Annotated in this window: 36 protein-coding genes; 17 read left to right on the top strand and 19 right to left on the bottom strand. The window is 62.8% G+C overall.

The genetic code is table 11. The features are described from left to right. Position 1: 1 nt before the first annotated feature. Positions 2–1129 carry a Fic family protein gene (locus DVR09_RS00385; RefSeq protein ID WP_115417695.1) on the bottom strand — a complete coding sequence of 376 codons (1128 nt, stop codon included), beginning with the start codon at positions 1127–1129 and terminating at the stop codon, positions 2–4. Positions 1130–1365: 236 nt separating this feature from the next. Here DVR09_RS00385 and DVR09_RS00380 point away from each other — a divergent pair, with 236 nt between their 5' ends. The 3 genes from DVR09_RS00380 to DVR09_RS00365 all read left to right on the top strand — a co-directional run bounded on the left by DVR09_RS00380 (position 1366) and on the right by DVR09_RS00365 (position 2600). Then, the gene (locus tag DVR09_RS00380; protein ID WP_115415184.1) at positions 1366–1593 is read left to right on the top strand and encodes an AbrB/MazE/SpoVT family DNA-binding domain-containing protein; all 228 of its coding nucleotides are present in this window, start codon (positions 1366–1368) and stop codon (positions 1591–1593) included. Positions 1594–1720: 127 nt separating this feature from the next. After that, positions 1721–2110 carry a type II toxin-antitoxin system death-on-curing family toxin gene (locus tag DVR09_RS17480; protein WP_115415183.1) on the top strand — a complete coding sequence of 130 codons (390 nt, stop codon included), beginning with the start codon at positions 1721–1723 and terminating at the stop codon, positions 2108–2110. A 310-nt stretch (positions 2111–2420) separates the two neighbouring features. Next, entirely contained in the window at positions 2421–2600 is a 180-nt protein-coding gene (locus DVR09_RS00365; RefSeq protein ID WP_115415181.1) for a hypothetical protein, read from the top strand. A 5-nt stretch (positions 2601–2605) separates the two neighbouring features. Here DVR09_RS00365 and DVR09_RS17740 read toward each other — a convergent pair whose 3' ends face one another. Both DVR09_RS17740 and DVR09_RS00360 read right to left on the bottom strand, forming a co-directional pair. Further along, positions 2606–2737 carry a hypothetical protein gene (locus tag DVR09_RS17740; RefSeq protein WP_255704424.1) on the bottom strand — a complete coding sequence of 44 codons (132 nt, stop codon included), beginning with the start codon at positions 2735–2737 and terminating at the stop codon, positions 2606–2608. Positions 2738–2833: 96 nt separating this feature from the next. Beyond that, complete coding sequence (locus DVR09_RS00360; RefSeq protein WP_115415180.1) at positions 2834–3307, bottom strand: YaiI/YqxD family protein; 474 nt, start codon at positions 3305–3307, stop codon at positions 2834–2836. Between the two features lie 98 nt (positions 3308–3405). Between DVR09_RS00360 and DVR09_RS00355 the strand changes: the two genes are divergently transcribed. From DVR09_RS00355 to DVR09_RS00340, 4 genes are all read left to right on the top strand, one after another. Beyond that, positions 3406–3750 (top strand): HPF/RaiA family ribosome-associated protein, encoded by a 345-nt coding sequence (locus DVR09_RS00355; RefSeq protein ID WP_115415179.1) that lies wholly within the window; start codon positions 3406–3408, stop codon positions 3748–3750. Positions 3751–4047: 297 nt separating this feature from the next. Then, positions 4048–4260, top strand: coding sequence for a cold-shock protein (locus DVR09_RS00350; RefSeq protein WP_115415178.1), 213 nt, complete (start codon positions 4048–4050; stop codon positions 4258–4260). A 77-nt stretch (positions 4261–4337) separates the two neighbouring features. Next, the gene (locus tag DVR09_RS00345) at positions 4338–4553 is read left to right on the top strand and encodes a hypothetical protein (protein WP_115415177.1); all 216 of its coding nucleotides are present in this window, start codon (positions 4338–4340) and stop codon (positions 4551–4553) included. Between the two features lie 317 nt (positions 4554–4870). Further along, positions 4871–5452 (top strand): fasciclin domain-containing protein, encoded by a 582-nt coding sequence (locus DVR09_RS00340; protein WP_115415176.1) that lies wholly within the window; start codon positions 4871–4873, stop codon positions 5450–5452. A 101-nt stretch (positions 5453–5553) separates the two neighbouring features. Here the strand turns inward: DVR09_RS00340 and DVR09_RS00335 are convergent, their stop codons facing one another. Continuing rightward, positions 5554–6126, bottom strand: coding sequence for a hypothetical protein (locus DVR09_RS00335; protein ID WP_115415175.1), 573 nt, complete (start codon positions 6124–6126; stop codon positions 5554–5556). A gap of 199 nt (positions 6127–6325) precedes the next feature. Here DVR09_RS00335 and DVR09_RS00330 point away from each other — a divergent pair, with 199 nt between their 5' ends. The 4 genes from DVR09_RS00330 (at position 6326) to DVR09_RS00315 (ending at position 8654) form a co-directional block, all read left to right on the top strand. Then, positions 6326–6730, top strand: a complete 405-nt coding sequence (locus DVR09_RS00330) for a GFA family protein (protein WP_115415174.1) — start codon at positions 6326–6328, stop codon at positions 6728–6730. 13 nt (positions 6731–6743) lie between these two features. Next, complete coding sequence (locus tag DVR09_RS00325; RefSeq protein WP_115415173.1) at positions 6744–7661, top strand: alpha/beta hydrolase; 918 nt, start codon at positions 6744–6746, stop codon at positions 7659–7661. Continuing rightward, positions 7658–8092 carry a COG3650 family protein gene (locus tag DVR09_RS00320; protein WP_115415172.1) on the top strand — a complete coding sequence of 145 codons (435 nt, stop codon included), beginning with the start codon at positions 7658–7660 and terminating at the stop codon, positions 8090–8092. The genes DVR09_RS00325 and DVR09_RS00320 overlap by 4 nt, the downstream gene beginning before the upstream one ends. 118 nt (positions 8093–8210) lie before the next feature. Further along, a complete protein-coding gene (locus DVR09_RS00315; RefSeq protein WP_115417694.1) occupies positions 8211–8654 on the top strand; it encodes a DUF3429 domain-containing protein in 444 nt (147 codons plus the stop codon). Here DVR09_RS00315 and DVR09_RS00310 read toward each other — a convergent pair. Together DVR09_RS00310 and DVR09_RS00305 are read right to left on the bottom strand one after the other, a co-directional pair. Continuing rightward, positions 8651–8989, bottom strand: coding sequence for an Mpo1-like protein (locus tag DVR09_RS00310; protein ID WP_115415171.1), 339 nt, complete (start codon positions 8987–8989; stop codon positions 8651–8653). The genes DVR09_RS00315 and DVR09_RS00310 overlap by 4 nt on opposite strands. Beyond that, positions 8986–10416, bottom strand: a complete 1431-nt coding sequence (locus DVR09_RS00305) for a S41 family peptidase (RefSeq protein WP_115415170.1) — start codon at positions 10414–10416, stop codon at positions 8986–8988. The genes DVR09_RS00310 and DVR09_RS00305 overlap by 4 nt, the downstream gene beginning before the upstream one ends. A 220-nt stretch (positions 10417–10636) precedes the next feature. Here DVR09_RS00305 and DVR09_RS00300 point away from each other — a divergent pair, with 220 nt between their 5' ends. After that, positions 10637–11221, top strand: coding sequence for a YbhB/YbcL family Raf kinase inhibitor-like protein (locus DVR09_RS00300; protein WP_115415169.1), 585 nt, complete (start codon positions 10637–10639; stop codon positions 11219–11221). Positions 11222–11246: 25 nt separating this feature from the next. Then, entirely contained in the window at positions 11247–11498 is a 252-nt protein-coding gene (locus DVR09_RS00295; protein WP_115415168.1) for an SWIB/MDM2 domain-containing protein, read from the top strand. Between the two features lie 7 nt (positions 11499–11505). On the opposite strand, the gene DVR09_RS00290 is transcribed toward DVR09_RS00295, so the two are convergent. Genes DVR09_RS00290 through DVR09_RS00280 form a run of 3 tightly spaced genes read right to left on the bottom strand, consistent with a single transcriptional unit; the run spans position 11506 to position 12625 of the window. Continuing rightward, positions 11506–11904, bottom strand: a complete 399-nt coding sequence (locus DVR09_RS00290; RefSeq protein WP_115415167.1) for a DoxX family protein — start codon at positions 11902–11904, stop codon at positions 11506–11508. Then, positions 11901–12338, bottom strand: coding sequence for a cupin domain-containing protein (locus DVR09_RS00285; protein ID WP_115415166.1), 438 nt, complete (start codon positions 12336–12338; stop codon positions 11901–11903). Before DVR09_RS00285 ends, DVR09_RS00290 begins: the two co-directional genes overlap by 4 nt. After that, on the bottom strand, positions 12335–12625 hold the full coding sequence (locus tag DVR09_RS00280; protein WP_115415165.1) for a DUF427 domain-containing protein: 291 nt from the start codon (positions 12623–12625) through the stop codon (positions 12335–12337). The genes DVR09_RS00285 and DVR09_RS00280 overlap by 4 nt, the downstream gene beginning before the upstream one ends. Positions 12626–12693: 68 nt before the next feature. On the opposite strand from DVR09_RS00280, the gene DVR09_RS00275 reads away from it, so the two are divergent. Next, positions 12694–13971 carry a dipeptidase gene (locus DVR09_RS00275; protein ID WP_115415164.1) on the top strand — a complete coding sequence of 426 codons (1278 nt, stop codon included), beginning with the start codon at positions 12694–12696 and terminating at the stop codon, positions 13969–13971. Between the two features lie 3 nt (positions 13972–13974). On the opposite strand, the gene DVR09_RS00270 is transcribed toward DVR09_RS00275, so the two are convergent. The 10 genes from DVR09_RS00270 to DVR09_RS00225 all read right to left on the bottom strand — a co-directional run bounded on the left by DVR09_RS00270 (position 13975) and on the right by DVR09_RS00225 (position 22186). Then, a complete protein-coding gene (locus DVR09_RS00270) occupies positions 13975–14460 on the bottom strand; it encodes a potassium channel family protein (RefSeq protein WP_115415163.1) in 486 nt (161 codons plus the stop codon). A 112-nt stretch (positions 14461–14572) separates the two neighbouring features. Continuing rightward, positions 14573–14764, bottom strand: a complete 192-nt coding sequence (locus tag DVR09_RS00265; RefSeq protein ID WP_115415162.1) for a DUF3008 family protein — start codon at positions 14762–14764, stop codon at positions 14573–14575. A gap of 3 nt (positions 14765–14767) precedes the next feature. Beyond that, on the bottom strand, positions 14768–14995 hold the full coding sequence (locus tag DVR09_RS00260) for a hypervirulence associated TUDOR domain-containing protein (protein WP_115415161.1): 228 nt from the start codon (positions 14993–14995) through the stop codon (positions 14768–14770). A gap of 22 nt (positions 14996–15017) precedes the next feature. Further along, positions 15018–15347, bottom strand: a complete 330-nt coding sequence (locus DVR09_RS00255) for a hypothetical protein (RefSeq protein ID WP_177822613.1) — start codon at positions 15345–15347, stop codon at positions 15018–15020. 80 nt (positions 15348–15427) lie between these two features. After that, positions 15428–16252, bottom strand: a complete 825-nt coding sequence (gene dapD / locus DVR09_RS00250) for a 2,3,4,5-tetrahydropyridine-2,6-dicarboxylate N-succinyltransferase (RefSeq protein WP_115417693.1) — start codon at positions 16250–16252, stop codon at positions 15428–15430. A 49-nt stretch (positions 16253–16301) separates the two neighbouring features. Further along, positions 16302–17378, bottom strand: a complete 1077-nt coding sequence (locus DVR09_RS00245; RefSeq protein WP_115415160.1) for a phosphotransferase family protein — start codon at positions 17376–17378, stop codon at positions 16302–16304. Next, positions 17378–18466, bottom strand: a complete 1089-nt coding sequence (locus DVR09_RS00240; RefSeq protein WP_115415159.1) for a Zn-dependent alcohol dehydrogenase — start codon at positions 18464–18466, stop codon at positions 17378–17380. The genes DVR09_RS00245 and DVR09_RS00240 overlap by 1 nt, the downstream gene beginning before the upstream one ends. Continuing rightward, entirely contained in the window at positions 18466–19800 is a 1335-nt protein-coding gene (locus DVR09_RS00235; protein ID WP_115415158.1) for an acyl-CoA dehydrogenase family protein, read from the bottom strand. The genes DVR09_RS00240 and DVR09_RS00235 overlap by 1 nt, the downstream gene beginning before the upstream one ends. Positions 19801–19874: 74 nt before the next feature. Beyond that, positions 19875–21311 (bottom strand): MFS transporter, encoded by a 1437-nt coding sequence (locus DVR09_RS00230; RefSeq protein ID WP_115415157.1) that lies wholly within the window; start codon positions 21309–21311, stop codon positions 19875–19877. Then, entirely contained in the window at positions 21311–22186 is an 876-nt protein-coding gene (locus tag DVR09_RS00225; RefSeq protein WP_115415156.1) for an SDR family NAD(P)-dependent oxidoreductase, read from the bottom strand. Before DVR09_RS00225 ends, DVR09_RS00230 begins: the two co-directional genes overlap by 1 nt. Positions 22187–22364: 178 nt before the next feature. Here DVR09_RS00225 and DVR09_RS00220 point away from each other — a divergent pair, with 178 nt between their 5' ends. The 3 genes from DVR09_RS00220 (at position 22365) to DVR09_RS00210 (ending at position 25607) form a co-directional block, all read left to right on the top strand. Continuing rightward, positions 22365–23549 carry an acyl-CoA dehydrogenase family protein gene (locus DVR09_RS00220; protein WP_115415155.1) on the top strand — a complete coding sequence of 395 codons (1185 nt, stop codon included), beginning with the start codon at positions 22365–22367 and terminating at the stop codon, positions 23547–23549. Positions 23550–23552: 3 nt separating this feature from the next. Then, positions 23553–24692 carry an acyl-CoA dehydrogenase family protein gene (locus DVR09_RS00215; protein WP_115415154.1) on the top strand — a complete coding sequence of 380 codons (1140 nt, stop codon included), beginning with the start codon at positions 23553–23555 and terminating at the stop codon, positions 24690–24692. Positions 24693–24809: 117 nt separating this feature from the next. Continuing rightward, positions 24810–25607 (top strand): SDR family NAD(P)-dependent oxidoreductase, encoded by a 798-nt coding sequence (locus tag DVR09_RS00210; protein ID WP_115415153.1) that lies wholly within the window; start codon positions 24810–24812, stop codon positions 25605–25607.

The raw sequence follows: 25607 nt of genomic DNA, 5'->3' as shown, positions 1-25607 counted from the left end.
GCTAAGCTTCGGGCGGGCGCCGCCTGAAGATGTCTCTACCTTCTGCGATGTTGACCAGTTCAGGGAAAGCATAGACTGCTGGCGTGCGGCCTCCACCCTCACGAATGCGCGTGATCACGTTATCGGCCTCTAATTGCCTAAGCATGTTGTTCGCTGTCACGCGATTGTTGAATCCTGCCGAGTCGGCGAACATCGTGCTGGAAATCACTGGCCTCTCGAAAAGCGCATTGACAGTCGCCATCGAGAATTGGGAGTGCGTGATGTCCACGACGCGACGCTGTGTTTCGTCGTAGAGATTCCGAATGAGCCTAACCTTTTCGAGGTTGTTTTCGGCTTGGATGATCATGGCGTTGACAAAAAAGTCGATCCAATTTTTCCATGCGCCACGTTCGGTTATGGCCAGCAGTCCATCGTAGTATTTCTCCCGATTATCTTCCAAGTACTCTGACATGTAAAACATTGGTCTTGAAAGTGTGTTGCGCTTGTAGAGCAAAAGCGGAATGAGCATGCGTCCAATACGCCCGTTGCCGTCTTTGAATGGGTGAAGAATCTCAAATTGTGCATGGGCTATTGCAGTTTGGAGGATCGGATCCTCATCTTCCGATGCTAGGTACGCCTCCCAATTCGAGAGTTCAGTTTTAAGGGCGACTGGATTGGGAGGCACAAAACGTGCTCTCTCGATTGGGTCCCCGCGGCGCCCAATCCAGTTTTGATCTTCTCGGAATTGCCCGGGAGCTTTGTTACGTCCGCGAACGCCCTGTAAGAGGCGCTGATGAACTTCGCGGATCAGGGACAGCGTGATATCCCGTTCTTCTAAAGCTGCTTCAGCTATGCCGACGGCTGATCTGTAGTTTGATATCTCTTCAATGTCGCCTTTGCGAAGTTCTGAAGTCGCAATCCCGGCGTCGGCTTCAAGCACCTCATCAAGCGTCGCCTGCGTGCCTTCAATTTTTGATGAAAGAACTGCTTCATTTGCTGTCATTGGTGAAAGCAAGATTGCAGGGTTTGGCAATGTCTGAAGCATGCCGTCATATCTAGCCAACGCGGCATTTGCTTTCCCTACATTTGGCAGGATCGCTCGCCAATCGAGGTCATCAATCGGCAGTTTGTCTGGTATGCATGGTTCCATGCAAATTCTGATAGTGAACGATTGCGAAAAGTGAAGGGCTTTCTCACTTTTCAAAACGCATTTTGCGTAAACTGGAGTTTATACGCGTTTGCAATCGATTCCTAAAAACCGCTTCCACCTATCGCGAATCACAAATTGCAAACTTCAAATTTCACAAAGTGGGTTTCCAAAGCCAGATTGATCATGAGCTTACAAAAGCTCTATCTTAAAAGACGCAAAATCGTTATAACACCCGTATGAACACACCGCTTAAGGTCACCAAGATCGGCAATTCCGCCGGGGTCATCCTGCCCAAGGAAGTCCTCGCCAAGCTGCGCGTGGGGCTGGGGGATCAATTGTACCTGACCGAGGGGCCGGACGGGGTCAGGCTTACCGCGCATGATCCGGACTTTGCCGAAGACATGGAACTGGCCGAGGAAATCATGCGCGAGGATCGCAACATCCTTCGCGCGCTGGCGAAATGATTGCTGTCTACCCTCCCCTCCCCGCGGGGAGGGGATCGAGGGGTGGGGGCTTGGCGGTTCAGGTGCGGTGCGACCACGCAATGCCGTACACCCACCCCCGACCCCTCCCTCAAGGGAGGGGATAAGCTTGACCAACCGCACCGAACCGCGCTGGGTGGGCGAGCCGACCGCGCTTGCGCTGCACGACCGGCAACTGGCCGAGCACGGCGGTCCTTCGGGCATTCGCGATGCGGGAATGCTCGGATCCGCATTGGCGCGCGCCGTCAACCAGTGGTCCTATGGCGAGGATGATCTGTGCGCGCTGGCTGCTGCCTATGCCTTCGGTCTCACGCGCAACCACCCCTTTGCCGACGGCAACAAGCGCACTGCCTGGGTCACCGCTAGGCTGTTCCTGCGCAAGAACGGGCTGAGCCTGTCATTCGAAGAACTGGACGCCATCCGCACGGTCGAGCGCCTTGCGGCCGACGAATTGTCCGAAGACGAACTCGCCGACTGGTTCCGCCAGCACCTCGCCTAGCGCATCCCCACCAGCACCCGGTCCAGCGCCTGCAGGAACTTCGACCGTGCAGAGGTGGCCTTTGGCCGTCTCCGCCTACGGCTCCGACTCCCGCCTTGCTGAACGGCGGCGGGCCGCCGCCTACTTCGTCCATTCCGGCGCGCAGGTCTTCCATGATCGCGCGGGTGGCCCGAATGCTTTGGGGGCGCTGCCGATGCTGGCGGCGTCGAAATCGCCGACGGGTTCCGACACCATCCCTCTTGACGGGCTGCGCGGTTCCACCGAGCGCGACTGCGCTAGCCAGCGCGCTCGAACGCGCCCATAGCGGCGCATGGCCGATCTCTATCGCAAGAATCTCGAATCCGAACGCCGCCAGCTGTGGGCGACCTGCCGCCTCAAGGGATTGAAGCGCGATACGTCGGAGCGCTTGCGAATTGCCGAGATCGACCGGCTGCTGGCGGAGCACGAGGCGAAGAAGCAACAGCCGCCGGTCGAGCGCGGGGAGGGCTGAGGCCCCTAGCTGTTACGCATATTCTCCAGCCCCTTGACGCTGCCGGGCTTGGTGCTGGGGTTCGAGGCGTTGGTCTTGGGTTTTTCCTGCTTGGGTTTGCGGTTCTCGCGGCTCTTCTTCTGCTGGCCCTTGGCCATGGTCTTTTCCAATCGGGGCGGAATGCCCCGGCCCCTCTATGGGCCGATTGCAGGGAATAGATAGCGAAACCGGCGGGCGCACCTGCCTGACCGGCTTCAGCCGCGTGCCATCCTCACCAGCACCCGGTCCAGCGCCTGCAGGAACTTCGACCGGTCCGCCTTGCTGAACGGCGGCGGGCCGCCTCCCACTCCGTCCATCCCGGCGCGCAGGTCTTCCATGATTGCGCGGGTGGCGATGGCGCTGCCGATGCTGGCGGCGTCGAATTCGCGGCCGTCGTGTTTCAGGACGCGCGCACCCGCCTTGAGGCAGCGTTCGGCGAGCAGTATGTCTGCGGTCACCACCACGCTGCGCGCGTCCGCATTCTCTGCAATCCAGTCGTCGGCAGCATCGAAGCTGTCCGACACCACCACGCGCCTGACCCGTTCGCTCATCGGCACGCGGAAGGGGCTGTTGCTGACCACGCGGACATGCGCCCCGTGCCGTTCGGCGACGCGGTAGATTTCGTCCTTCACCGGGCAGGCATCGGCATCGACGAGGATGGTGGGCGGCGTTGGGGCGGACAGGCTCATGAAAAGCGCTCTAACCCCGTGCGATTGTGCTGGAAAGTGCAGCACGAAGGCCCATATCGGAAAGCGGACGGGATAAAGAGAATAAGAGGAAGTCACACATGCAGGTCCAGTTCAATTCCGACAGCAGCGTCATGGGCACGGAAAACGTTGCCGAACGCATCGAGGCGTCCGTGCGCGACAAGCTGGCGCGGTTCGAGGATCGGCTGACGCGGCTCGAAATTCATGTTCGCGACGAGAATGGCGCCAAGGGCGGGGCCGACGACAAGGCCTGCACCATCGAGGCGCGGCCCAGCGGCGGGCGGGCGATCGGCGTGACCGAACATGCCTCCACTGTCGATGATGCCGCGCGCAAGGCCGCCGCCACGCTCGCCCAGCGGCTCGACCGGCATTTTGGCAAGAGCGAGAAGCATAGGCACGACGCGCGTCCCGACAAGGTGATGTAGGAACCGTTCCTTGCGACTGGAGCCGAGCCCGCCATGGCGGGTTCGCCGTTTCGCGCCGCTTCATCGGGAAGCCGGTAATAGAGTTAGGTATTTCGGCAGGGGCGTGGTAGAGCATCCCTGCTGACGTCGAAATTTGCGACGGACTTCGGATTTTGACGACGCCGCTTGCCCGCTTGCCATGCATTCGGGGCCCCGGCGAAAACCAGACGACGACTTCCTTTCTTCGGACGACCTTACGCACGACCGTTCCGCATGTTGCGGCACGGCAACTCCTCGCGTTCTTGAAAGGAACGACACATGAGCAAGACCGGTACAGTCAAATTCTTCAACTCCGACAAAGGCTATGGCTTCATCCAGCCCGATGACGGTTCGGACGACAGCTTCGTCCACATCAGCGCCGTGCAGGCCGCTGGCATGACCACGCTCGATAAGGAGCAGCGGCTCAACTACGAAGTCGAAACGGGCCGCAACGGCAAGGCCAGCGCGGTGAACCTGTCGAGCGCAGACTGATCGCACGCGTCGCGCGCCGTTCCGGCTTCGGCCGGCGGCGCGCGGCATACCCTCCGAACGCTCGAAAGGGGCACGTCATGAGCCAGACCTACGATTTTTACGCTGCACGTGCTCGCGAAGCGCGCGCCGCGGCCGAGGAGGCCACGCTCGACAATGTGCGCCAACGCGAAATGCGCGCCGCCGCCACCTGGACCGAACTGGCCGATCAGGCACGGCGGGTAGCCGAAGGCCGGGCCAAGGTGGAACGCGAAAAAGCCGCCGCGCGCGATGCGCTGGCCGCACAGGGCGGCTGACCCTTTCTTTCGCCATCAAGGCCCCCAGGCCTTACCCCGCGGCACGGGTGAACCGGTTCCCCGCAGCACCGCCAATCCGCAAAACCCCGCCAGAGGGGTGATGAGGCATCGACTTTCGACGGGCTGTTCGCCCGCACCGGCCAGGCTGTGCCCTCCGCGTGCATTTTGCCACGGCTTAACGCACTTACGCGCCGCTTCGGCACAATGAGACGGATGTTCGAAACATCCATGCGCGCCCATCGTTCGTATCTACTAGAAGCACCGGCCGGATGAATCGGCTGTGGGCATGCTCACTGACTACCGAAGAAGGACCTATCATGAACAAGCTAACCCTCGCACTCGCCTCCACCGCATCGCTGGCGCTTGCCGCCTGCGCGGAAACGCCGCCGGAAAGCGATACCTATGAAGAAGCCGCCGCCGCCGATCAGATGGCCAATGCCGAAGCAATGGCGCCTGGCACGGTTGTGGAAGTCGCGCAGGGCGACGAGACCTTTTCCACCCTGGTCGGCGCGGTGACTGCCGCAGGTCTGGGCGAGACGCTGTCTGGCGAAGGGCCGTACACTGTCTTTGCGCCGACCAACGATGCCTTCGCCAAGATCCCCGAGGCGACGCTGACCGAACTGACCACCAACGATACCGAAACGCTCGGCACCATCCTAACCTACCATGTGGTGGAAGGTAATGTGGACGCTGCCACGCTGACGCAGGCCATCGCCGATGCTGGGGAGGGCGGCTATACCATCACCACCGTCAATGGCGGTACGCTGACCGCCACTGTGGTCGATGGCGATGTCGTACTGACCGATGCCGCGGGCGGTACGTCGACCGTCACCGCGACCGACGTCGCGGCTTCCAACGGCGTGATCCATGTGATCGATACGGTGCTGATGCCGCAATAGGCGGACCCCGCCAGATCGTAGGAATGCGAGGCGGTCCCGGCGACGGGGCCGCCTTTCGTTTATCGGGCTTCCCAGCATGGTTTGCGGCAATACCGGTTGGCCTATTCGCCCGATCCCGATGTAGCGGCATGCCCGAGCGCTGTTTCCTCCAAGCCGGGCTGAGGCATGGCAACGGGCGCCGCAATTGGCCCCGATGCCCGTGTGATGGCTTCGTCACGCGATTGCGGGGAAGAAACGATCACATGCGGCATCTGTCCGATTACCACCGCGCGATCCGCAAGACCGGCGCGGGCAGGGCTCGGCTGCCACTGATCGAGCCGGTCGATCTCCGCATCGCCCAGCTCCCAACCGTAATCGGCGTCGAGCAGGGTTCGCTCCTCGGCATGGTTGCCGAAGGCCTGCCATTCATCGCGCAGACGCCCGTGGCGAGCCAGCTCCGTCACCGGAATCGTGCCTGTCGGCGTGACGAGTGGATAGTGATTGGGCGGGGGCTTGCGCGTGTCGAGGCGAAATTCGCCGATACCGGCATTGCGCGGCGCCTCGGGGATCATGCTCTCGCTCCGCGCAAGGATCGGCGTCGACCCGATCGCGCTGCCACTGAGCGCCCCCGCCGCGACGATTGCGGCGATGAGCGGGACGGCGTACCAGCGGGGATCGAGGCGGGGTAGCTTCATGGGAATGCGTCTTTCGCCCTAGTTAACGCCCATCCATGCCCTGGTGTTCCGGCAGACTGCGTTCCGGTACGCTGTCAGGGCCTTCGCCGACTATGGGCACGCGGAAACGGGGGTGAAGCCGGAGAGATGAGCAGCGACTGTGCTGGACACGCGCATCGGCCGGGCTAGTCTCGCGGGCCGAATGGAGGGAAAGGAAGATATGGAGCGTTTTGAAGGCGGCTGTCTATGCGGCCAGGTCCGCTACGTGATTGAAGGCGATCCGGCGGCATCGATTGTGTGCCATTGCACCCATTGCCAGAAACAGTCGGGCAGCGCGTTTTCCACGATCATCGGGATGCCCGAAAATAAGGTTTCCATAAACGGCGAACCCGTGACCTATCGCGATAGCGGTGAAAGCGGCAAATCGGTTGAAAGGCAGTTCTGCGGCACCTGCGGTTCGCCGCTCTTCTCGAAGGTGGAGGTGTCGCCGGGGATGTTGTGGGTCAAGGCGGGGACGCTGGACGATCCGTCCGATTACCAACCGTCCGCGCATATCTGGACGCGCAGCAAGCAGTGCTGGGTCGATACGGGCGACATTCCCGCTTTCGATACGAACCCCGGCTGAGGGAGCGAGAAGAATGGCCAGTATCCGCGCACGCCTCGTCGACCTCGCTCTGCCCTTGCTCGGCATCAAGCGTTTTTTCGCCGAACCCGACAGACTCGATGAAAGGATCGCTAAACTGCGCGCGCGAAGGCCGGTCCGTCCGCGGGCCAAATGGCATAAGCGCTTCGACATTCGCGAATTCGCCAGTCGCGGCTTTCCTGTGGTCACTATAGAGCCGAGGGGCGGAGCCAGGCCCGGTGCGCCGCACCTGTTCTACCTCCATGGTGGCGGCTATGTGATGGATATCGCCGCCGTGCACTGGGACACTGTGGCGGATCTGTGCGAGCGGCTGGGGGCCTCGGCAACGGTGCCGGTCTATCCGCTCGCACCGGAGAACAAGGCGCCCGAGGTACTCGCAGCGATGCATTCGCTTTATCTCGAATTGGCAGCTCGCCATGGCGCGCAGAACATCACCGTGATGGGCGACAGTGCGGGTGGCGGGATGAGCCTGGCGCTGGCGCAAATGCTCAAGGCGGATGGCGGCCCGATGCCCGGCAGCCTGGTGCTCTATTCGCCCTGGCTTGATGCGACCGCCACAGCCGAAGGTCAGCGTGCGATCGAACGACGCGACCGGATGCTGGCAGTGAGCGGGCTGGAAGCCTGCGGCGCGATGTATAGCGGCGATCTGGCGCGCGACGATCCCCGTGTCAGCCCGCTGTTCGGCGACCTCGAAGGCCTGCCGCCTATAGCCATATTCTCGGGCACTTCGGACATTCTGATCGTCGACGGACGTCGGCTGGCGAAACGACTGGATGAACCGGGGATGCCCGAACATGTCTATCGCGAGTATAAGGACATGTTCCATGTCTGGATGTTGCTGCCGGTGCCCGAAGCCAAGCAGGCGCGCAGCCAGACGGTCGATTTCATCCGCGAACACAGGAGAGCGGCTTGATCAAGATTACGAGTATCCCACTCTGCGCAGCGCTGGCCCTGGCGGGGTGCAGCGGCAACGACGATCCGGGGCCCGGTTCGCTGCAGAGCTCGACCTTCGACGGTATCGCCGATACCGAAGTGGTCCATTACACCGGCACGGAACCGTTCTGGGGTGGCGCGGCCGGGGGCCGCATGGCGACCTATACGACGCCCGAAAACCCCGATGGCGCGGAGTTTCCTGTCGAACGCTTTGCGGGCAATAACGGGCTGGGCATCAGCGGCACGATGGACGGTGTAGGGTTCGACCTCACCATTACGCCGGGAGAGTGCTCCGATGCTATGAGCGACCGCAGCTATCCCTTCACCGCGACCCTGCTGATCGGCAACGAGCAGCGGCAGGGATGTGCTTGGACCGACAGCCAACCCTTCACCGAGCTGGAAATACCCTGATGGGAGACTGGGTTTCGGCTCCCGGGCGCATCTTTTTCTGGCTTGCCGATATCCGCACTCCGATTGTCGGCTTCGGGGCTATCCGCGATGCCGATCGGGTGGCGGAGCGGTGAATAGCGTGCCTGTCTGGCCGCGTTGGCTCGGCCTGGCCGGGCTGCTGCCGCAACTGGCCTGTGTGGCGATTCTCTATCTCGGACCCGGCGAATGGCGCGGCGCGGCTCTGGGCGTCGCTTTCGCCTATGCAGCGCTTATCCTGTCGTTCCTTGGCGGGATGTGGTGGGGGATTGCCGCCGCCGCGCCCGCTGCGGAGCGCCGCCGGACGCTCGGCTGGCTGTGGGTCGCGGCCGTCCTGCCCAGCGTGCTTGCCCTGGCGGCTTTCCTACCCTGGGTTTTCGAGTGGCCATGGCCCGAGCCTTCGCTGGCCATGTTGGGCGGCGCTTTGCTGGTCAGCCTCGGCGTCGATGCCAAGCTCGGCCTCCTTGCGCCGCGTTGGTGGATGGCGCTACGCGTGCCCTTGTCGGCCGGATTGGGGCTGGCGACACTGGCCGCCGCGCTCGCCTAGGTGCGGGAAACGCCCGCTGCTTTCAGCTCGGGTCCCAGCCTGCCCGTCAGCCACAGCCACCACATGCGAAAATCGGCGCGCAGGCTCCACAGTGGATAGGTGAAGGTGGCCGGGCGGTTCTTCTCGTGCCCGAAATGCGCGATCCAAGCGAAGAAATACCCCGCCACCGGCATGGCGGCCAGCAACAGCCATCGACCCGTCAGCACCGCCGCCACGGCGAGCGCGACGACCAGCGTGGTGCCGACATAATGCAGGGCACGCGTGCCCGGGCGCGAATGTTCACGCAGATAGAACGGCCAGAATTCGGCAAAGGTCGAATAGCGATGCTGGGTCATAGCAGCCCCGGCACCTCAAGCTGAGCGGGGCTGGGCGTATCCGGCATCATCAGTTGCTGCCTGTCCGGTTCCTCGCTGCTCGATGCTGTCGTGCCCGGCGCGGCACCTATGGCCGAACAACTGCGCCCGGCAAGGAAATCGAGCGCTGCGGCAATCGAGGCTTCACCCGGATCGCCCAGCGGCGTGAGGATGTCGTCCGCGGCAGCACAGGTTCGTGGCATCACGCCGGCAAGGCCGCTGTAATAGCCGCCCTGATCGTTCGCATTGACCGAACGGAAGGCAACAACCCGCAGGCGATCGTCGCAGGCCGAACGGTCGCGGGCGATCTGGCCAACCGGCTTGCCGAACGTATTCGAACCGACCAACGCGATATTGTCGCCCAGATAGGGGATGAAGGCGTTGGCCACCAACTCGCTTGCCGATGCCGTCCCCCGCGTGCCGATGACTGCAATCTTGGTCGCTGCGATTGCCTGTGGTTCCGCGCCGAAGGGCCGCGTTTCGTTGAACGCGCTTTTCGAACTGCGGTATAATGTGCGGCTGAAAACCTGACCGGTCCTGTTGTCGGCCAGCAGATCGCCAAGCACTTCCGCGACCGAAATGAGCCCGCCGCCATTGTACCGGAAATCGAGGATAATTTGCGTCACGCCTTCGGCACGGAACACGCCGAAAGCGTCGCGCAATTGCTGTGCGGCATTGTCAATGATGAAGGTGCGCAGGTTTATATAACCGACCTTCGTGCCGCCATTGTCCAGTATCTTCGCGCCGTAGCGGTCGGAAACGGGATCGAGCGAGAATTCGGCTTTGGTGATGGTGACGGTGCTTTCGCTACCGTTCGGCTGGCGGATGCGCAGCGAGCGTGTAACGCCCGCATCGTTCGGGCCTAACGCATTGACGACAGCTTGCGACCCGCCGCTCGACATCAGCGCGCTGACGCTCTGCCCCCCGATTTCCAGGATTTGTGTGCCCCGGTCGATACCCTCCGCGAATGCGGGGGCATTTTCGAAAGCCTCGGCCACGAACACCGTCTGGGCGCTTTCGTTATAAATCAGACGAATACCGAAGCCGGCGTTCGACCCGCTGTTTATCAGCGCGTTCTCTTCCCGAATCGACGTAATGTAGGTGAAGAAACGGTCTCTGTTCTGCGCACGCGCGGGTGCGACCAGAGCGTCGATATAGCCCTGCACCGAGCCGAAATTGGTTTTGGTTACCGTCTGGTCGATCAGGTCGGGGAACAAATACCATTCGTCGATCTGGCCACGCACCCAGTCCTGTCGACTGCCGAGCGAGCAGACATTGGTGCCGCCGCCCCCGCCGCCGCTGCTTCCCCCGGCGGTGGTCCCGCCTCCCGTTGAGCTTCCGCCCCCGCCGCCACATGCAGCGAGCGAGAATGCCAGAATTGCGCTGATTGCGGTGCGACCCATACCCATGCGGCTATTTCCCCTCCGAGACATCCGGCCCCAAGTGGGCACCGGCCCGCCTTCTTCATGGCGGTATTATCGGTTCCGGGCAACATGTCTGACGTGGGTCTTGCGGGCTTGTGCCGGTGAAAACGGTGCAAATTTCCCGCGTCGGGATGGTTTGTCGGGCCGAGCTATGCCTTAAAGGTTGGCTGAAAGGTGCCTGAAAAGGCGAAAAAGAGGAGTTTTCATGGCTAGCGGCGTTGCGCCCTGGGTTCAAAAGGCGGTTGGCGGAAGTCCGGTCGGGCATGAATTGACGCTTGAAAAGGTAGCGGATGAGCGCGTGATGGGACGCGGCGGCTTCACCCTGACAAGTGCTGCATTTGCCCATGGGGGTGAACTCGATCCCTCCTTCACCGCGATCGAAGAGGATTCGGTTGCTCCGCCGCTTGAGTGGACGGCGCCGCCGCCTGGCACCCAGGAACTGGTGCTGATCGCCGAGGATGCGGACAAGGGGCATGTCAATTGGACCGTCTGGGGCCTTGCGCCGCAGAAGGGCAAGCTAATGGAGGGCGAGGTCCCGCCGCGTACTGGCAAGAACGCCCAGGGCAATTCCGAATGGCTGCTGCCCGACCCGCCACTGGGCGAAGAACACCGCTACGTATTTCAGCTTTTCGCGATCGATCTCCCGCTCACACTGATGCCCGGGGCGACGCATGAGGAACTCGTCCGCAATCTGGACGGACACGTGACCGCCGCCGCGGTTCTGACAGCCAGGTTCGAAGGCCATGAGGTCGAGGAACTGGATGTCGATGATCTGGGCGACGTAGAATGAAGCATAGCCAAGGAAAGGATTAGTCATGGCTGGCAAGAACAACGCACTGCAGAAGCCGGTGAACCTGTCGCCGCAGCTCGAAAACGTGGTCGGCAAGGGTCCGATGACCCGCGCCCAGGTCACTTCGAAGGTGTGGGATTACATAAAGGCCAAGGGCCTGCAGGATTCCAACGACAAGCGCATGATCAATCCCGACGACACGCTCGGCGGCGTGATCGGCAAGGAACAGATCTCCATGTTCAAGATGACGGGCGCCGTCTCGAAGCACATGAGCTGATCCGCGGTTACCGGCGGCGCAGCGGCCAGTCCGTTACGCCGCCGGTCCACAGCGCGAGCCAGACGAGAACCGGCTGCGCGATCATCCTCGGTATGTGATAAGCGAGCCCAAGCCCACCATCGGGGCGCGCCATGTCGAGCGCGAAATGATGGATGTTCGCCGGAAACACGCAGATCGCGTAGAGCGCGAGGCCCACGGCAGCCGCGCGGCGCAAGGACGAATTGGCCCATTGCACCAGCGCCGCCGCGCCGAGCAGTTCGGCAATGCCGGTCCAGAAAACCACCGTTTGTGGGGCGGGCACCCAGCCCGGCATGATCGCCAGGAACGGTGCCGGATTGGCGAGATGCATATACCCCGCAAAGGCATAGAAAGCACCGAGCAGCCAGCGTAGCCCGGCTTGGATCATGTGCCGGGGTGCCAGTCTGCGGCGGCCAGTTCGAAGCCGGAAAATTCGAACCCCGGCGATACGATACAGGACATGAGCGCGTAGCCTGCCTTGCCTTGCGCCGGTCGTGCTGCCTGCCACCAGCGCGGCGGAATGACATGCTGAACCGCCTGCCCGCCGAGAACGTCTGACCCGAGCAGAACGGTTTCGATGGGGCCGTCATCGTCCTTCGTAAGCGTCAGTTCGAGTGGGTCTCCCGCGTGCCACAGCCAGATTTCGGCCGCATCGACCCGGTGCCAGTGCGAGCTTTGGCCATGTTCGAGGAGGAAGTGGATCGCCGTCGCGCTGGCTCTTTCGCCGTCTGCGGCGGGGGCACGCCAAGTCTCGCGGTACCATCCGCCCTCGGGGTGTGGTGCCAGACCGAGTTCCTCGATGATAGCCCCCGCCGACGTCATGCCTCCACCACTTCGACGCCTTTCCAGAACGCGATGCGGTCCTTGATCTCGACCGCCGCTTCTTTCGGCTCGGGGTAATACCAGGCGGCGTCGGTGTTTATTTCGCCCCCGGCATTGATCGAGTAATAGTTCGCCGTCCCTTTCCATGGACAGTGGCTGGTTGTCTCGCTGGGCACCAGTATGCCGCGCGCGACATCGCCCGCCGGGAAATAGTGATTGCCTTCGACGACGACCGTGTCGTCGCTGCGCGCCAGCGTCTCGCCGTTCCAGCGGGCGATGATAGTCATGAATGGGGCCTTTCCTTGCCGCTGCTCTTTGCTAGGACAGCCCGCAAGATGACAAGGGGTTCCTGAATATGCGCCAATTTCTGTTCGCCGCCGCTGCTGCAACCGCTCTTGCCATCGCAGGTCCGGTGTCAGCCCAGAGCGGTGCGGAGAAAACAGCCGCCGCGGCGCTCGAAGCGGCGCCGGTGTGGGACGGCCATAACGACGTGCCGATCCAATTGCGCTCGCGTCTGGGCAACCGGATCAACGATTTCGATTTCCGCGACACGCTGGATACCGCGCGTGACGGGCGCAGCGCCATGCATTCCGACCTGTTGCGGCTGCGCCAGGGCAAGGTCGGGGCGCAGTGGTGGTCGGTCTATGTCAGCGCCAGCCTGCCCGAGCCCGAAGCGGTGCAGGCGACCGTCGAGCAGATCGACGTGACCAAGCGGCTGATCGCGCGCTATCCCGACGATCTGCAACTGGCGCTGACCGCCGATGATGTCGAGCAGGCGATGGAAGCGGGCCGGATCGCCTCGCTTTTGGGCATGGAGGGCGGCCATTCGATTGGCTCGAGCCTCGCCGTGCTGCGCCAGATGTACGATATGGGCGCGCGCTACATGACGTTGACGCATGGCAAAACCTTGAGCTGGGCGGATAGCGCGACCGACGCACCCAGGCATGACGGCCTCAACGCCTTCGGCAAGGACGTGGTGCGCGAGATGAACCGCATCGGCATGCTGGTCGATCTCAGCCATGTCAGCGAAGCAGCAATGCACGATGCGCTAGACGTGGCGAAGGCTCCGGTCATTTTCAGCCATTCGGGTGCGCGGGCGATCAACGGCCATCTGCGCAACGTGCCCTATGGCGTTCTCGCCCGTCTGCCTGAAAATGGCGGGCTCGTGATGGTGGTCGCGCTGCCGTGGTTCATCACCGAAGACCTGCGCAACCATGCCGCCGACCGCGCGGCGGAGAAGGCGCGGCTCGAAGCGCTCTTTCCCGGCTTGCCCGACACGGTGGAGGCGCAACTGGCGAAATGGGATGCTGAAAACCGACCGCCGGTTTCGACCATTTCCGACTTGGCCAACCACATCGACCATATTCGCGACGTCGCGGGGATCGATCATATCGGGATCGGCGGCGATTACGACGGCATGCCCACCGGCCCGATCGGCATGGAGGACGTCACCGGCTATCCGGCGCTGTTCGTCGAGCTCGCCAGGCGCGGATATTCGCAGGAGGATCTGGAGAAGATCGCCTCGCGCAACATGATGCGGGTGATGCGCGATGCCGAACACTATGCGGCGAGCGTCGGCGACATGGTTCCGTTCGAATATGCCGCGGGCGAGCCGCGCGACGCTGGCGAATAGGCGTCAGCGGAGCTTGCCGTCCTCGCCTTCAAGGCGGCCGAGTATGCGGACGAAGAAGGCGGTCGACCAGCCCAGCAATATAATGCCGACCACGCCTTCCAAGGCCGCGACCATGCGCCATTCATTATGGATGGACGCGTCGGAATAGCCGATCGTGGCGTAGCTGATGGTGGAGAAATACAGGGCTTCGCTAAAGGAGTGCAGTGCGCCGAGGTAATCGTAGAGGAACGCGAATAGCCAGATTTCGACGAAGTGAAGGAAGATGATCGCAAACACGGCGATCAGCGTGAAGCCAGCTCCGGTGACGGATAGGGGGCGCAGTTTCTCGAACCGCTCGGTCATCCGTTCTCCGGAAAGAATGCGCTGGATCGTGAACAGGCCCATGCCGTGAATGACGACGCATACTGCGATCATTGCCGCACCTATCAGCAATTGCTGATTGAAGGTCGCGCTGATGACCTGCGCGTTGTCGGGCAGGCTGTTGGTCATCGCTTTTCGAGCGTCAGCGGGTCCCGCTCGCGATCGTCGAACCGATCCAGCGCATCGGCGAATGGTTGCGCGTCGTCATTGCTGCAGAATTCGTCGCGCATGCGGCGGGCCATCAATCCCCGTCCGCGTTTTCCGGCAGGTCGGAGCGGTCGGTGGATGCCATTTCCTCCAGCTCTTCTTCGCTCATGCTGTCATGCATCTGCCGGGACGCACCCTGGAGGTCGCCGATATCGGTTTGCCCGCGCTTGGCCGACAGCGCCGCACCGGCGGCTCGCTGTTGGGCCTTGCTCTTGGCGTCGGGCATGGTTCACTCCTGTGCTTCGAGTTCGCTACCGCGCTTGAGCACCTCGTCGCCATCATCCTGCCGGATGAGATAGGCGGGATTGTCTTCGTCTCCGCTTTTGGTGACCTCGGTACCTTGCAGGGTGCGGGTAACTTCGCGCTCGAAACGCTCCTTGATCTGGCCGCAACCGGTGCCGTCGCCCCAGTTCCATTTGACGTATTGGTTGGCCTGGAAGCTGTTGGGATTGCTCATGCGACCTCACTCCTTGAAACGGTCAATTCTCGATAACTTCGAGCCCGTCCTCAATCCTGGTCTGATCCCCGTCGGGCGCCGCGACCCGATCGTCCCCCAGATCGGTCTCGCCTTCGATCCCCACGATGCTGTCGGTGCTGTCCCCATCATCTTCCATGGAGGATATCTGCCCGCTGACCGTGCCTTCTTCCTCGACATCGCCGGTCGACAGTGCGGGGATGATCCAGACGATCGACATCAGGACAAGCGCGAGCAGCAGCCCGCCTGCCAGCACCCAGCGCACCACGCCCTCCTTCGAGCCGCCGCTCGCCTCGGTGCCGGTAACGTGGACTTCTTCGCCTTCTTTGTGCACGTGATTCTACTCCCTGAATATCTTGCGATCCCGCAGTTTCTGGGAGCTTTACGCTCGCGCGGCGTGAATGTTCCGGAAGTTCAGTCGCGCAGGAGGTCGTTGATCCCGGTCTTTTCGCGCGTTTGCGCATCCACCGTTTTGACGATCACCGCGCAGGCAAGGCCGGGGCCGCCATCCTTGCCGGGCATGGTGCCGGGCACCACCACCGAATAGGGCGGGATGTGGCCGCGAATGACTTCGCCGGTGTCGCGGTAGACGATCTTGGTCGACTGGGTGATAAAAACACCCATGGCCACAACGCTGCCTTCACCGACAATCACCCCTTCGACGATCTCGCTGCGCGCGCCGATGAAGCAGTTGTCGCCGATGATGGTCGGGTTGGCCTGCATCGGTTCGAGCACGCCGCCGATCCCGGCCCCTGCCGATATATGGCAATTCTCGCCGATCTGCGCGCAGCTGCCGATGCTGGCCCAGGTATCGACCATCGTGCCCTTGCCGACATAGGCGCCGATATTGACGAAGCTGGGCATGAGCACGCAGCCGGGCGCGATATAGGCGCCTTCGCGGGCGATTGCGCCGGGAACGACGCGAAAGCCTGCCTGGCGGAAGCGGGCATCGTCCCATCCGGCGAACTTGCTCGGCACCTTGTCGAAGGCCGGGTGGCCCGCGCTGCCGCCATCCATCACGCGGTTGTCATTGAGCCGGAAGGACAGCAGAACGGCCTTTTTGAGCCACTGATTGACCGTCCAGCCACCCTTGCCATCGGGCTCGGCCACGCGGCCCTCTCCGCTGTCGAGCAGGGCCAGCGCCGCCTCGACCGCCTCGCGCACATCGGCGCTTTGCGGCGTGATATTGGCGCGGTCATCCCACGCGGCGGTGATGCGGTTTTCGAGGTCGGTGCTCATGCTGGTCTCCGGTTCACGTTCGGAAGCGGTCGTTAGCAGGCCCGCGTCGCTAGTCCATCCCCGCCGCTTGCGCGAACTCATAGGCGCGGTCGATCAGCGGCGCGACGCGTTCGGACATGGATTTCGCATGCGCGGAAGACGCGGTGCCGTCGATCACGCGCTTCTTGATCCCCTGCATGATCCCGGCCAGGCGGAAGAGATTGTAGGCGAAATACCAATCCATCGGCGGGACCGGATATCCGGTTTTCGCGACGTAGCGATCAACCGCCTCTTGCTGCGACGGAATTCCCAGTGCCTCGAGATCCAGCCCCAGCAGCCCGGCGCGCCCGTCATGCGGGTTGTGCCAGTTGAGCATGAGATAGCTGAAATCGGCGATCGGATCGCCCAGTGTCGACAGCTCCCAGTCGAGCACGGCCAGGACGCGGTTGGCGTCCTTCTCGAAGATCATGTTGTCGAGCCGGTAGTCGCCATGCACGACGCTGCTTTCGTGCTGCGGCGGGATGGTCTGCGGCAGCCATTCGATCAGCCGCTCCATCTTCGGCATATGCTCGGTTTCGGAGAGCTTGTACTGTTTCGACCAGCGGCTGATCTGGCGCGCGCAATAGTCGGTCGGCTTGCCGTAATCGCCGAGGCCGATCTGGTCGGGCTTGCGCAGGTGCAGTTCGGCCATGGTGTCGATCATGGCGTTATAGATTTCGCGCCGCTCTTCGGGCGCATAATCGGGCAGCGCGCCGTTCCACAAGCTGCGCCCGTCGGCGAGACCCATGACGAAGAATTTGGCTCCGATCACCTCCGGGTCTTCGCACAGGCCATAGGTCTTGGGCACGGGAAAGCCGGTCGGCCCCAGCGCGTGCATGGCCTTGTATTCCCGGTCAACGGCATGCGCGCTCGGCAGCAGCTTGCCGAAGGGCTGGCGCCTGAGCACGTAGGACCGCCCCGGCGTGTCGATGCGATAGGTCGGGTTCGACTGCCCGCCCTTGAACTTCGAATAGGAGATCGACCCTTCGAACCCCTCGACATTGGCCGCGAACCACGCGGTCAGCGCGTCGAGGTCCATCGCGTCGCGTTCGGTCACCGCGACGGTGCCGACCATCTCCTTGTCGAAATCGATCGCCTTCTCGCTCATCAGTCGAACACCACCACGCTGCGCGCCGAATGGCCGCCCTTCATCTTCTCGAAGCCTTCGTTGATCTTCTCAAGCGGAATACGCTCGGCGATGATCGTGTCGAGGTCGAGCAGGCCGCGCATATAGAAGTCGACCAGGCGCGGAAGGTCCACCGGGAAATGGTTCATCCCCATAATGGCGCCCTGAAGTTTCTTGCCCGACAGCAGATCCATCGCGCCGAGGCCGACCTTGCAGTCGAGCGGCATCATGCCGAGGATCGTGGCCGTACCGCCGCGACGCAGCAGCTTCACCGCCAGATCCGCGCTGGCCTGCCGTCCGACCGCCTCGATCGCGTGGTGCACGCCGCCGCCGGAAATCGTCATTACCTGCTCCACCGCGTCATCGGCCATGGCGTCGACCGTGTGGGTCGCGCCGAGCACTTCGGCGAGCTGACGTTTCTCGGGCAGGGGGTCGATCGCGATGACCTTGCCCGCCCCGACGATCTTGGCGGCGTTGATCGTGGCCAGGCCGACACCGCCGCAACCGACCACGGCCACGGCTTCGCCCGGCACAACCGAACAGGCGTTGAAGATGGCACCCGCACCGGTCGTCACCGCGCAGCCGATGACTGCGGCGCGGTCCAGCGGCATGTCCTTGTCGATGGCGACGCAGGCATGTTCGTGGATCAGCATCTGTTCGGCAAAGGCCGACAGGTTGAGCATCTGCCCCACCGGTCCGCTGCCGTCGGCGCGCATGATGCGCGGCGCGGCATCCTGCGCACGGCGAGTGTCCGCCCCCATGCACAATGCCATGCGCCCCGTGACGCAGAATTCGCAGTGACCGCAAAAGGCGGAAAGGCAGGAGACCACGTGGTCGCCCGGCTTCACCGTCTTCACCTCGCTGCCGACCGCGCGGACCACGCCCGCCGCTTCGTGGCCGGGAATGGCCGGAAGCGGATGCGGATAGGCCCCTTCGATGAAGTGCAGGTCCGAATGGCACAGCCCGCAGGCCTTGGTGTCGATGAGGACCTCGTGCGGGGCGGGGTCGGCAAGTTCGACCTCGCCGATGGTGAGCTCGCCGACCGATTCCAGGATTGCTGCCTTGGCCATTAGCGCGCCACTCCCATATCGCCCGAGCTGAGATGATCGTCACCCGAAGTCGGTGCCGCGCCCTCGCGCAGGGCATTGGCGGTCGGCCCCTTCTCGGGCAGGTGCTTGGTGAATTCCATGCGTGCGATCGAGCGGGCGTGGACCTCGTCCGGACCATCGGCCAGCCGCAGCGTGCGCTGGTGCGCATAGGCGTTGGCGAGGCCGTAATCGTCGGACACGCCGCCGCCGCCATGCGCCTGGATGGCATCGTCGATGATCCGCAACGCCATGTTGGGCGCCTGAACCTTGATCATGGCGATTTCCTGCTTGGCCGCCTTGTTGCCGACCTTGTCCATCATGTCGGCGGCTTTCAGGCACAGCAGGCGAGTCATGTCGATATCGATGCGGGCGCGGGCGACGCGTTCTTCCCAGACCGAGTGCTTGTAGATCGGCTTGCCGAAGGCTTCGCGCTCCTGCAGTCGCTTGCACATCTTGTGCAGCGCTTCCTCGGCGACGCCGATCGTGCGCATGCAGTGATGGATGCGGCCCGGGCCGAGGCGGCCCTGCGCGATCTCGAAGCCGCGGCCTTCGCCCAGCAGCATATTGTCCACCGGGACGCGCACGTCCTTGAGTTCGACTTCCATATGGCCGTGCGGCGCATCGTCATAGCCGAATACGGGCAGGTGGCGCAGGATGGTCACACCGGGCGCGGCCATCGGCATCAGGATCATGGATTGCTGCGCATGGCGCCCTGCCGAGAAATCGGTCTTGCCCATGACGATGGCGACCTTGCAGCGCGGATCGCCCACGCCCGAGGACCACCATTTGCGGCCGTTGATGACGTATTCGTCACCGTCGCGTTCGATCCGCGTCTCGATATTGGTCGCGTCCGAGGAGGCGGTGAAAGGTTCGGTCATGAGGAAGGCGGAACGGATCTCGCCATTCATCAGCGGGGCGAGCCATTCGTCCTTCTGCGCGCGTGTGCCATAGCGGTGGAACACTTCCATATTGCCGGTGTCCGGCGCGGAGCAATTGAACACTTCCGAAGCGAAGCCGATGCGCCCCATTTCCTCGGCGCACAGCGCATATTCGAGATTGGTCAGGCCCGGGCCTTCGAATTCGAAACTCTCTTCGACATGGTGATGCCCGTCATTGCGCGGCGGCATGAACAGGTTCCAGATGCCTTCCTTCTTGGCCTTGGCCTTGAGGTCCTCGACCACCTGGATGACCTTCCAGCGATCTCCTTCGGCATCCTGCGCCTTGTAGGTCGGGACGGCGGGGCGGACATGCTCTTCGATGAAGTTCTTCACCCGGTCGCGCCAGTATGCTTGCCGTTCTGTCGGTTCGAAATCCATCGTCTGCTATCCTCTTCTCTCTCAATTCCGTTTGTTCGAAAATGGCAGAGCGCGCCGCGCCCGCCAAGTGGTAATCAGGGCACGATCGTGCCTCCGTCGATGTCTCCGCGCGCAGCGATGTCGAGTGCCTTCAGTCGCGCTTCGTGTTCCTCGCGTCCGATCGGGAAGCGTCCAAGCCAGTACGCTGCGACAAGGCCGAGCAAGACGATCGCTGCACCGTAGAGCCAGACGATGTTGTGGATGACCTCCAGCGGCACCTCGGCCGGCGAGGTATTGGGGGCGAGTCCCGATAGTGCGATCACCTGCCCGCCTATCAGGATTCCCCCGCCGGTCGCGCATTTCTGGACGAACCAGTTGCCTGAATAGAAGCTGCCCTCGGCACGCCTTCCTGTACGTTCCTGATACGCCTCGACGATCTCTGCGATCATGGAGGTGGCGGATATCATCACCACCACGCCCAGCGTATTCGCAACCAGCAGAAAGGCATAGAACTGGATCGCGCTGCGGCGCGTACCCGTTTCCGGCCACAGGCCTGCCAAATAGAGGCTGAAGGGAATGAGGATGACAACCAGCGACCCGATCGCGCCGATCACCGCGCTTCGCGGCTTGCCGAACCGGCGGTGCATGGGGCCTACGATGAAAAACATCACGATAACGGACAGGAACAGGACGATCGGGTAAAACTGCAGCTCAACCGTATCGAAACGCCAGACAAACACATTGATGTAATTGGTCAGCGAAAAGGTGAGGCCCTGGCTGATATAGGCCGCAAGCGCGCCGGCCGCGAAGATGAGGAAGGCGCGCTCGCTGAAGGCATCGATGATCTCGCTGAAGGCACCGCGCCAGGTGAAGGGCGGCGCGCGCGTTTCGGGATAACCGGCGACGAGCTTGTGCTGCCCCAGAGCCGAGCCGAGCACCGAAATCACCATCAGCGTCGCGCCGATCATCCCGAACCACAGATAGCCTTCGGGCTCGAGCAGCGCTTCGGCGCTGGGCATCAGCACGAAATAGGCGAGCACCATCATCAGCAATCCGCCGCACCACCCGAACAGGAATCGATATCGGAACAGCGTGGTCCGCTCGTCGTAATCGGCGGTGATTTCGGGCAACAGGCTGACGGAAGGGACCTCGCAGGCGGACAGCAGAACGCGGACCGATACGGCGATGGCCAGCAATTCCCAGAAGCTTGGTGTGCCGCCGCCCGGTGGATGCCAGAGGAAGACCCAGGCGAAAGCCAGCGGGATGGGGGCCGCGTAGAGCCACGGCAGGCGCCTGCCCCAGCGCGACCAGGTGCGGTCGGACAGATTGCCCAGCAACGGATCGACAAAGGCGTCGATCAACAGAGCCAGCGCCAGCGCGAGACTGACCGTGCCTGCATCCATGCCCAGGGCCTGATTGTAGAAGATCAGCAGGAAAAACGAAAAGCCGGAGTCCTTCACGCCGAAGGCAACCGCGCCGAAACCGTGGATCAGTTTGAGGCGCTGGGGCAGGGGGCCGGTGACGAAAGGCATCAGGCGGACTGCTGCGCCTTCTTCACTTGCTCCTCGAGCGCCATCAGCGCTTCGAAAGCGCCGCCTTCTTCCGGGTCCCAGCTATGGCGCGGCCCGATCGTGATCCCCCCATCGACGATCAGCGATGTCCCGGTGACGAAGCCTGCCGCTTCGCTCGCGAGATAGGCGGCGGCCTCGGCAATATCTCGCGGTTTGCCGCCGCGCGCCACCGGCTGCGCATTGGAGGACATCTGCGCGATCATCGCTTTCGCCTGGGTTTTCAGCTCTTCGGGAATTTCGAGGCTGGCTGTGAAGATGTTGGTGTTGATGAAGCCGGGCTGCACCGCATTCACGCGGATCCCGTGCTGGGCCAGGTCGGCCGCGGCGCATTTGGTCAGATGCAGCACCCCCGCCTTGGCGACCGCGTAAGTGGTCGGCGAATAGCCCGGTCCGACGGCGGCCACGCTCGATACATTGACGAAGCTCGCCCCGCCGGTCTTGGTGCTGGGCCGGTCTTTCATGTGCGGGACGGCATAGCGTATGCCGAAGGCGACCGAGCGCAGCAGCAGGTCCATCGTGCGGTCCCATTCATCGGGTTCGATTTCCGATATGTCGGCCCGCGCACCGCCGGCCCCGGCATTGTTGAACACCGTGTCGATACCGCCGGTTTCCTGGGCCGCGCGGTCCATCAGCGCCTTGATCTGGGCGGGGTCGCAGACGTCGCAGCGCACGAAACGCACCTCGCCTTCGGTTTCCGCAGCCAGTTTCTCGCCTCCAGCGACATCGACGTCGCTGGCGTAAACCACCGCGCCTTCGCTGGCGAACAGCGCGGTCGCGTCGGCCCCGATACCCGATGCCGCGCCAGTGACGATCACCGTCTTGCCTGAGAATCGCATCCCTACTCTCTCCCCGAATTTCTTTGCGCGCAGCTTAGGCGAGCGTGCCAATGCGTCAACGCATTCCGGCTGACGTTACGGCAATGCGGGCCATCGCGAGTGGCCTTGCGCCGATGGGCCGAATCACCCTAACGTAAGCGTCAACATACCGATGGTTTGAAAAAGAGAGGATTGGACAATGTCCAACAGCGACCTGGAAGCCTTCCGCGCGGAAACGCGCGCCTGGCTCGAAGCCAATTGCCCGCCCGAGATGCGCCAGCCGGTGCGCGACGAGGAAGACGTCTATTGGGGCGGCCGCAATGCAACCTTCAAGAGCGAGGCGCAGAAGGCCTGGTTCGAAGCCGCGCGCGACAAAGGCTACACTGTCCCCGCATGGCCCAAGGAATATGGCGGCGCCGGTCTCTCGCCCGCGCAGGCCAAGGTGCTACGCGAGGAAATGGCCGCCATCGGCGCGCGCCCGCCGCTTTCCAGCTTCGGTATCTGGATGCTCGGCCCGGCGCTGCTGCATTTCGGCACCGAAGGTCAGAAACAGCGCTTTCTCAACGAAATCGCGCGCGGTGAAATCCGCTGGTGCCAAGGCTATTCGGAACCGGGTTCGGGGTCGGATCTCGTATCCTTGCAAACCTTCGGAGAGGACAAGGGCGATCACTGGGTGGTCAACGGCCAGAAGATCTGGACCTCCTATGCCGACAAGGCCGACTGGATCTTCTGTCTCGTCCGCACGGATAAGGAGGACAAGTATCGCGGCATCACCTTCATGCTTTACGACATGGCGAGCGAAGGTGTGTCGACCAAGCCGATCCTGCTGATCAGCGGCAACAGCCCGTTCTGCGAAACCTTCTTCGACGATGTCAGCGTGCCCAAGAGCTATGGCGAGGATGTTCCCGCCTATGTCGGCGAAATCAATCGCGGCTGGGATGTGGCGAAATACCTGCTCGGCCACGAGCGCGAGATGATCTCGGGCGCCGATGGCGGCAATACCGGCACGATCGGCGCAGCGCTGACCCGCGCCAATGGCGAGGTCGATCCGGTGCTGCGCGCCGAGCTCGCGCAGTTCGATGTCGACGCGCTGGCCTATGGCGCGATGGGCGAGAAGTTCCTCGACGAGATCAAGGTCGGCAAGGCGCACCCCGCCCAGCCGAACATGATGAAATATGCCGGGACCGAGCTGAACAAGCGCCGCCACGAGCTGATGATGGCGGCGGGCGGCAGCCACGCCCTCGAATGGGAGAGCGAGGAGACGAGCGGCGGCAAGCCCTCGCGTAACTGGCTGCGCACCAAGGCGAACAGCATCGAAGGGGGGACCTCCGAAGTCATGCTGAACGTCATTTCCAAACGTATCCTCGACCTGCCGGGAGCCTGATCGATGCCTCTGTATTACGACGACGACCAGACGATGCTGGCCGACACCGCAGGCCAGTTCATGGCCGAGGAAGGTTCGATCAAGAACCAGCTCCGCCACTGGCGCGACCGCCAGTGCAAGGACGGCTTCGGCCATGCCTTGTGGCAGCAGTTTGCCGAAATGGGCTTTACCGGCATGCTGGTGGATGAAGACGACGGTGGGCTCGGCATGGGCCAGGTCGAAGCGAACATCGTGCTGGAGGAAATCGGGCGCAATCTCACGCCTTCGCCCTTCCTCTCCTCCTCCGTGCTGGCGGCAACCGCGCTCAAGCACGGCAGCAACGACGTGAAGGGCCGCTGGCTGCCCGATCTCATCTCGGGCGAGAAGGTTTATGGCGTGGCCATCGACGAAGGGCGCAAGCACCGCCCCGAGACGATCGCCTGCAAGGCCCAAAAATCGGGCAATGGCTTCAAGCTTTCGGGCAAGAAGGACTTCGTGGTCTATGGGGCCAGCGCCGAGATGATCGTGGTGGCCGCGCGGACTTCGGGCAGCGATAGCGACGTGGATGGCGTGACGCTGTTCGCCGTCCCGCAGGATGCCGCCGGCATGAGCCATGACAGCGTGCGCCTGGTCGACAGCTCGATGGCCAGCCATGTCACATTCGATGGTGTCGAGCTCGATGGCGATGCCGTGATCGGCGAGGTCGATGGCGGACGCGAGGTGCTCGATGCCATGCTGGTGGCGGGCCGCGTCGGCGCCGCTTCGGAAGGGGTGGGCGTGGCTCGCGGCGCGATGGACATGACCGTCGACTATCTCAAGCAGCGCAAGCAATTCGGCCGGGTGATCGGCGAATTCCAGGCATTGCAGCACCGCGCGGCCCATCTGTATTCCGAGGTCGAAATCGCGCGTGCGGTCACCATCAAGGCAGCTCAGTTGCTCGATGGCGGCAGCGAAAAGGCCGACCTCATGGCTTCGGTCGCCAAGGCCAAGGTCGCCAAAGTGGCGGGGCTCGCCGTGCGCGAAGGCGTGCAGATGCACGGCGGGATCGGCATGACCGACGAATACGATATCGGCCTCTATATGAAGCGCGACCGTGCACTGCAGGAATTCCTGGGCGACCAGTATTATCATGCCGGCCGCGTTGCCGAGATGAGCGGCTATTGACGCCAGACGATCACCACTCCCAGTCATTGCGAGCGAAGCGAAGCAATCCGGGGAGCGGCAAAATGGATTGCCGCGTCGCCTGCGGCTCCTCGCAATGACTGATTTGGGAGAATTGCAATGACACTTGAAGACCTGTTCAGCCTCAAGGGCCGTGTTGCCCTCGTCACCGGCGGCAGCCGTGGCATCGGCAAAATGATCGTCGAAGGCTTCCTCGCCGCCGGGATCGAGCGTGTCTATATCAGCGCGCGCAAGATCGACGAGATAGAGGAAACCTGCGCCGAACTGGGCGAGCGTGTGATCGGCATCCAGGGCGATCTGTCGACCCTGGAAGGGATCGACGCGCTGGTGGAAGAGCTTTCCAGCCGCGAAAGCAAGCTTGACATCCTGGTCAACAATGCAGGCGCCGCCTGGGGCGTGGACTATCTCGAATTTCCCGAAGCCGGCTGGGACAAGGTCATGGACCTCAACGTCAAGACGCCGTTCTTCCTCACGCAGAAGCTACACACGCTGTTGACCGCGGCTGCCAGCGCGGAACGACCGGGCAAGGTGATCAACATCACCTCGGTCGACGGCCAGCGCATCAACCCGTGGGAGACCTACAGCTATCAGGCTTCGAAAGCGGCGCTGATCCACCTCACGCGCCGGATGGCCGCGCGGCTGGTCAACGACCATATCTATGTCACCAGCCTTGCGCCGGGGGCCTTCCCCTCGAACATGAATCGCGCCGCACGCGATTTCGAAGAGCAGTCCGCCGCGGGCATTCCGAGCAAGCGCGTGGGCGACAAGCTCGATATGGGTGGAACCGCGGTCTATCTTGCCAGCCGGGCTGGCGATTACACCATCGGGGAAACCGTCACCATCGATGGCGGCATCGTCAACGCTTTGCTCCCGAACCACTTCGCCCAGGCCGGATGA

Origin of the sequence: Erythrobacter aureus, assembly GCF_003355455.1 — a bacterium.
Lineage (GTDB): Bacteria > Pseudomonadota > Alphaproteobacteria > Sphingomonadales > Sphingomonadaceae > Qipengyuania > Qipengyuania aurea.
Note: the sequence above shows the minus strand (reverse complement) of the source record. Positions and strands in the feature narration are given on the sequence as shown.

Excerpts from the sequence above, each read along its gene's own strand:
- DVR09_RS00385 (WP_115417695.1), bottom strand. The coding sequence starts at position 1,129 with ATGGAACCATGCATACCAGACAAACTGCCGATTGATGACCTCGATTGG.
- DVR09_RS00380 (WP_115415184.1), top strand. The coding sequence starts at position 1,366 with ATGAACACACCGCTTAAGGTCACCAAGATCGGCAATTCCGCCGGGGTC.
- DVR09_RS00365 (WP_115415181.1), top strand. The coding sequence starts at position 2,421 with ATGGCCGATCTCTATCGCAAGAATCTCGAATCCGAACGCCGCCAGCTG.
- DVR09_RS17740 (WP_255704424.1), bottom strand. The coding sequence starts at position 2,737 with ATGGCCAAGGGCCAGCAGAAGAAGAGCCGCGAGAACCGCAAACCCAAG.
- DVR09_RS00360 (WP_115415180.1), bottom strand. The coding sequence starts at position 3,307 with ATGAGCCTGTCCGCCCCAACGCCGCCCACCATCCTCGTCGATGCCGAT.
- DVR09_RS00355 (WP_115415179.1), top strand. The coding sequence starts at position 3,406 with ATGCAGGTCCAGTTCAATTCCGACAGCAGCGTCATGGGCACGGAAAAC.
- DVR09_RS00350 (WP_115415178.1), top strand. The coding sequence starts at position 4,048 with ATGAGCAAGACCGGTACAGTCAAATTCTTCAACTCCGACAAAGGCTAT.
- DVR09_RS00345 (WP_115415177.1), top strand. The coding sequence starts at position 4,338 with ATGAGCCAGACCTACGATTTTTACGCTGCACGTGCTCGCGAAGCGCGC.
- DVR09_RS00340 (WP_115415176.1), top strand. The coding sequence starts at position 4,871 with ATGAACAAGCTAACCCTCGCACTCGCCTCCACCGCATCGCTGGCGCTT.
- DVR09_RS00335 (WP_115415175.1), bottom strand. The coding sequence starts at position 6,126 with ATGAAGCTACCCCGCCTCGATCCCCGCTGGTACGCCGTCCCGCTCATC.
- DVR09_RS00330 (WP_115415174.1), top strand. The coding sequence starts at position 6,326 with ATGGAGCGTTTTGAAGGCGGCTGTCTATGCGGCCAGGTCCGCTACGTG.
- DVR09_RS00325 (WP_115415173.1), top strand. The coding sequence starts at position 6,744 with ATGGCCAGTATCCGCGCACGCCTCGTCGACCTCGCTCTGCCCTTGCTC.
- DVR09_RS00310 (WP_115415171.1), bottom strand. The coding sequence starts at position 8,989 with ATGACCCAGCATCGCTATTCGACCTTTGCCGAATTCTGGCCGTTCTAT.
- DVR09_RS00305 (WP_115415170.1), bottom strand. The coding sequence starts at position 10,416 with ATGGGTATGGGTCGCACCGCAATCAGCGCAATTCTGGCATTCTCGCTC.
- DVR09_RS00300 (WP_115415169.1), top strand. The coding sequence starts at position 10,637 with ATGGCTAGCGGCGTTGCGCCCTGGGTTCAAAAGGCGGTTGGCGGAAGT.
- DVR09_RS00295 (WP_115415168.1), top strand. The coding sequence starts at position 11,247 with ATGGCTGGCAAGAACAACGCACTGCAGAAGCCGGTGAACCTGTCGCCG.
- DVR09_RS00290 (WP_115415167.1), bottom strand. The coding sequence starts at position 11,904 with ATGATCCAAGCCGGGCTACGCTGGCTGCTCGGTGCTTTCTATGCCTTT.
- DVR09_RS00285 (WP_115415166.1), bottom strand. The coding sequence starts at position 12,338 with ATGACGTCGGCGGGGGCTATCATCGAGGAACTCGGTCTGGCACCACAC.
- DVR09_RS00280 (WP_115415165.1), bottom strand. The coding sequence starts at position 12,625 with ATGACTATCATCGCCCGCTGGAACGGCGAGACGCTGGCGCGCAGCGAC.
- DVR09_RS00275 (WP_115415164.1), top strand. The coding sequence starts at position 12,694 with ATGCGCCAATTTCTGTTCGCCGCCGCTGCTGCAACCGCTCTTGCCATC.
- DVR09_RS00270 (WP_115415163.1), bottom strand. The coding sequence starts at position 14,460 with ATGACCAACAGCCTGCCCGACAACGCGCAGGTCATCAGCGCGACCTTC.
- DVR09_RS00265 (WP_115415162.1), bottom strand. The coding sequence starts at position 14,764 with ATGCCCGACGCCAAGAGCAAGGCCCAACAGCGAGCCGCCGGTGCGGCG.
- DVR09_RS00260 (WP_115415161.1), bottom strand. The coding sequence starts at position 14,995 with ATGAGCAATCCCAACAGCTTCCAGGCCAACCAATACGTCAAATGGAAC.
- dapD (WP_115417693.1), bottom strand. The coding sequence starts at position 16,252 with ATGAGCACCGACCTCGAAAACCGCATCACCGCCGCGTGGGATGACCGC.
- DVR09_RS00245 (WP_115415160.1), bottom strand. The coding sequence starts at position 17,378 with ATGAGCGAGAAGGCGATCGATTTCGACAAGGAGATGGTCGGCACCGTC.
- DVR09_RS00240 (WP_115415159.1), bottom strand. The coding sequence starts at position 18,466 with ATGGCCAAGGCAGCAATCCTGGAATCGGTCGGCGAGCTCACCATCGGC.
- DVR09_RS00235 (WP_115415158.1), bottom strand. The coding sequence starts at position 19,800 with ATGGATTTCGAACCGACAGAACGGCAAGCATACTGGCGCGACCGGGTG.
- DVR09_RS00230 (WP_115415157.1), bottom strand. The coding sequence starts at position 21,311 with ATGCCTTTCGTCACCGGCCCCCTGCCCCAGCGCCTCAAACTGATCCAC.
- DVR09_RS00225 (WP_115415156.1), bottom strand. The coding sequence starts at position 22,186 with ATGCGATTCTCAGGCAAGACGGTGATCGTCACTGGCGCGGCATCGGGT.
- DVR09_RS00220 (WP_115415155.1), top strand. The coding sequence starts at position 22,365 with ATGTCCAACAGCGACCTGGAAGCCTTCCGCGCGGAAACGCGCGCCTGG.
- DVR09_RS00215 (WP_115415154.1), top strand. The coding sequence starts at position 23,553 with ATGCCTCTGTATTACGACGACGACCAGACGATGCTGGCCGACACCGCA.
- DVR09_RS00210 (WP_115415153.1), top strand. The coding sequence starts at position 24,810 with ATGACACTTGAAGACCTGTTCAGCCTCAAGGGCCGTGTTGCCCTCGTC.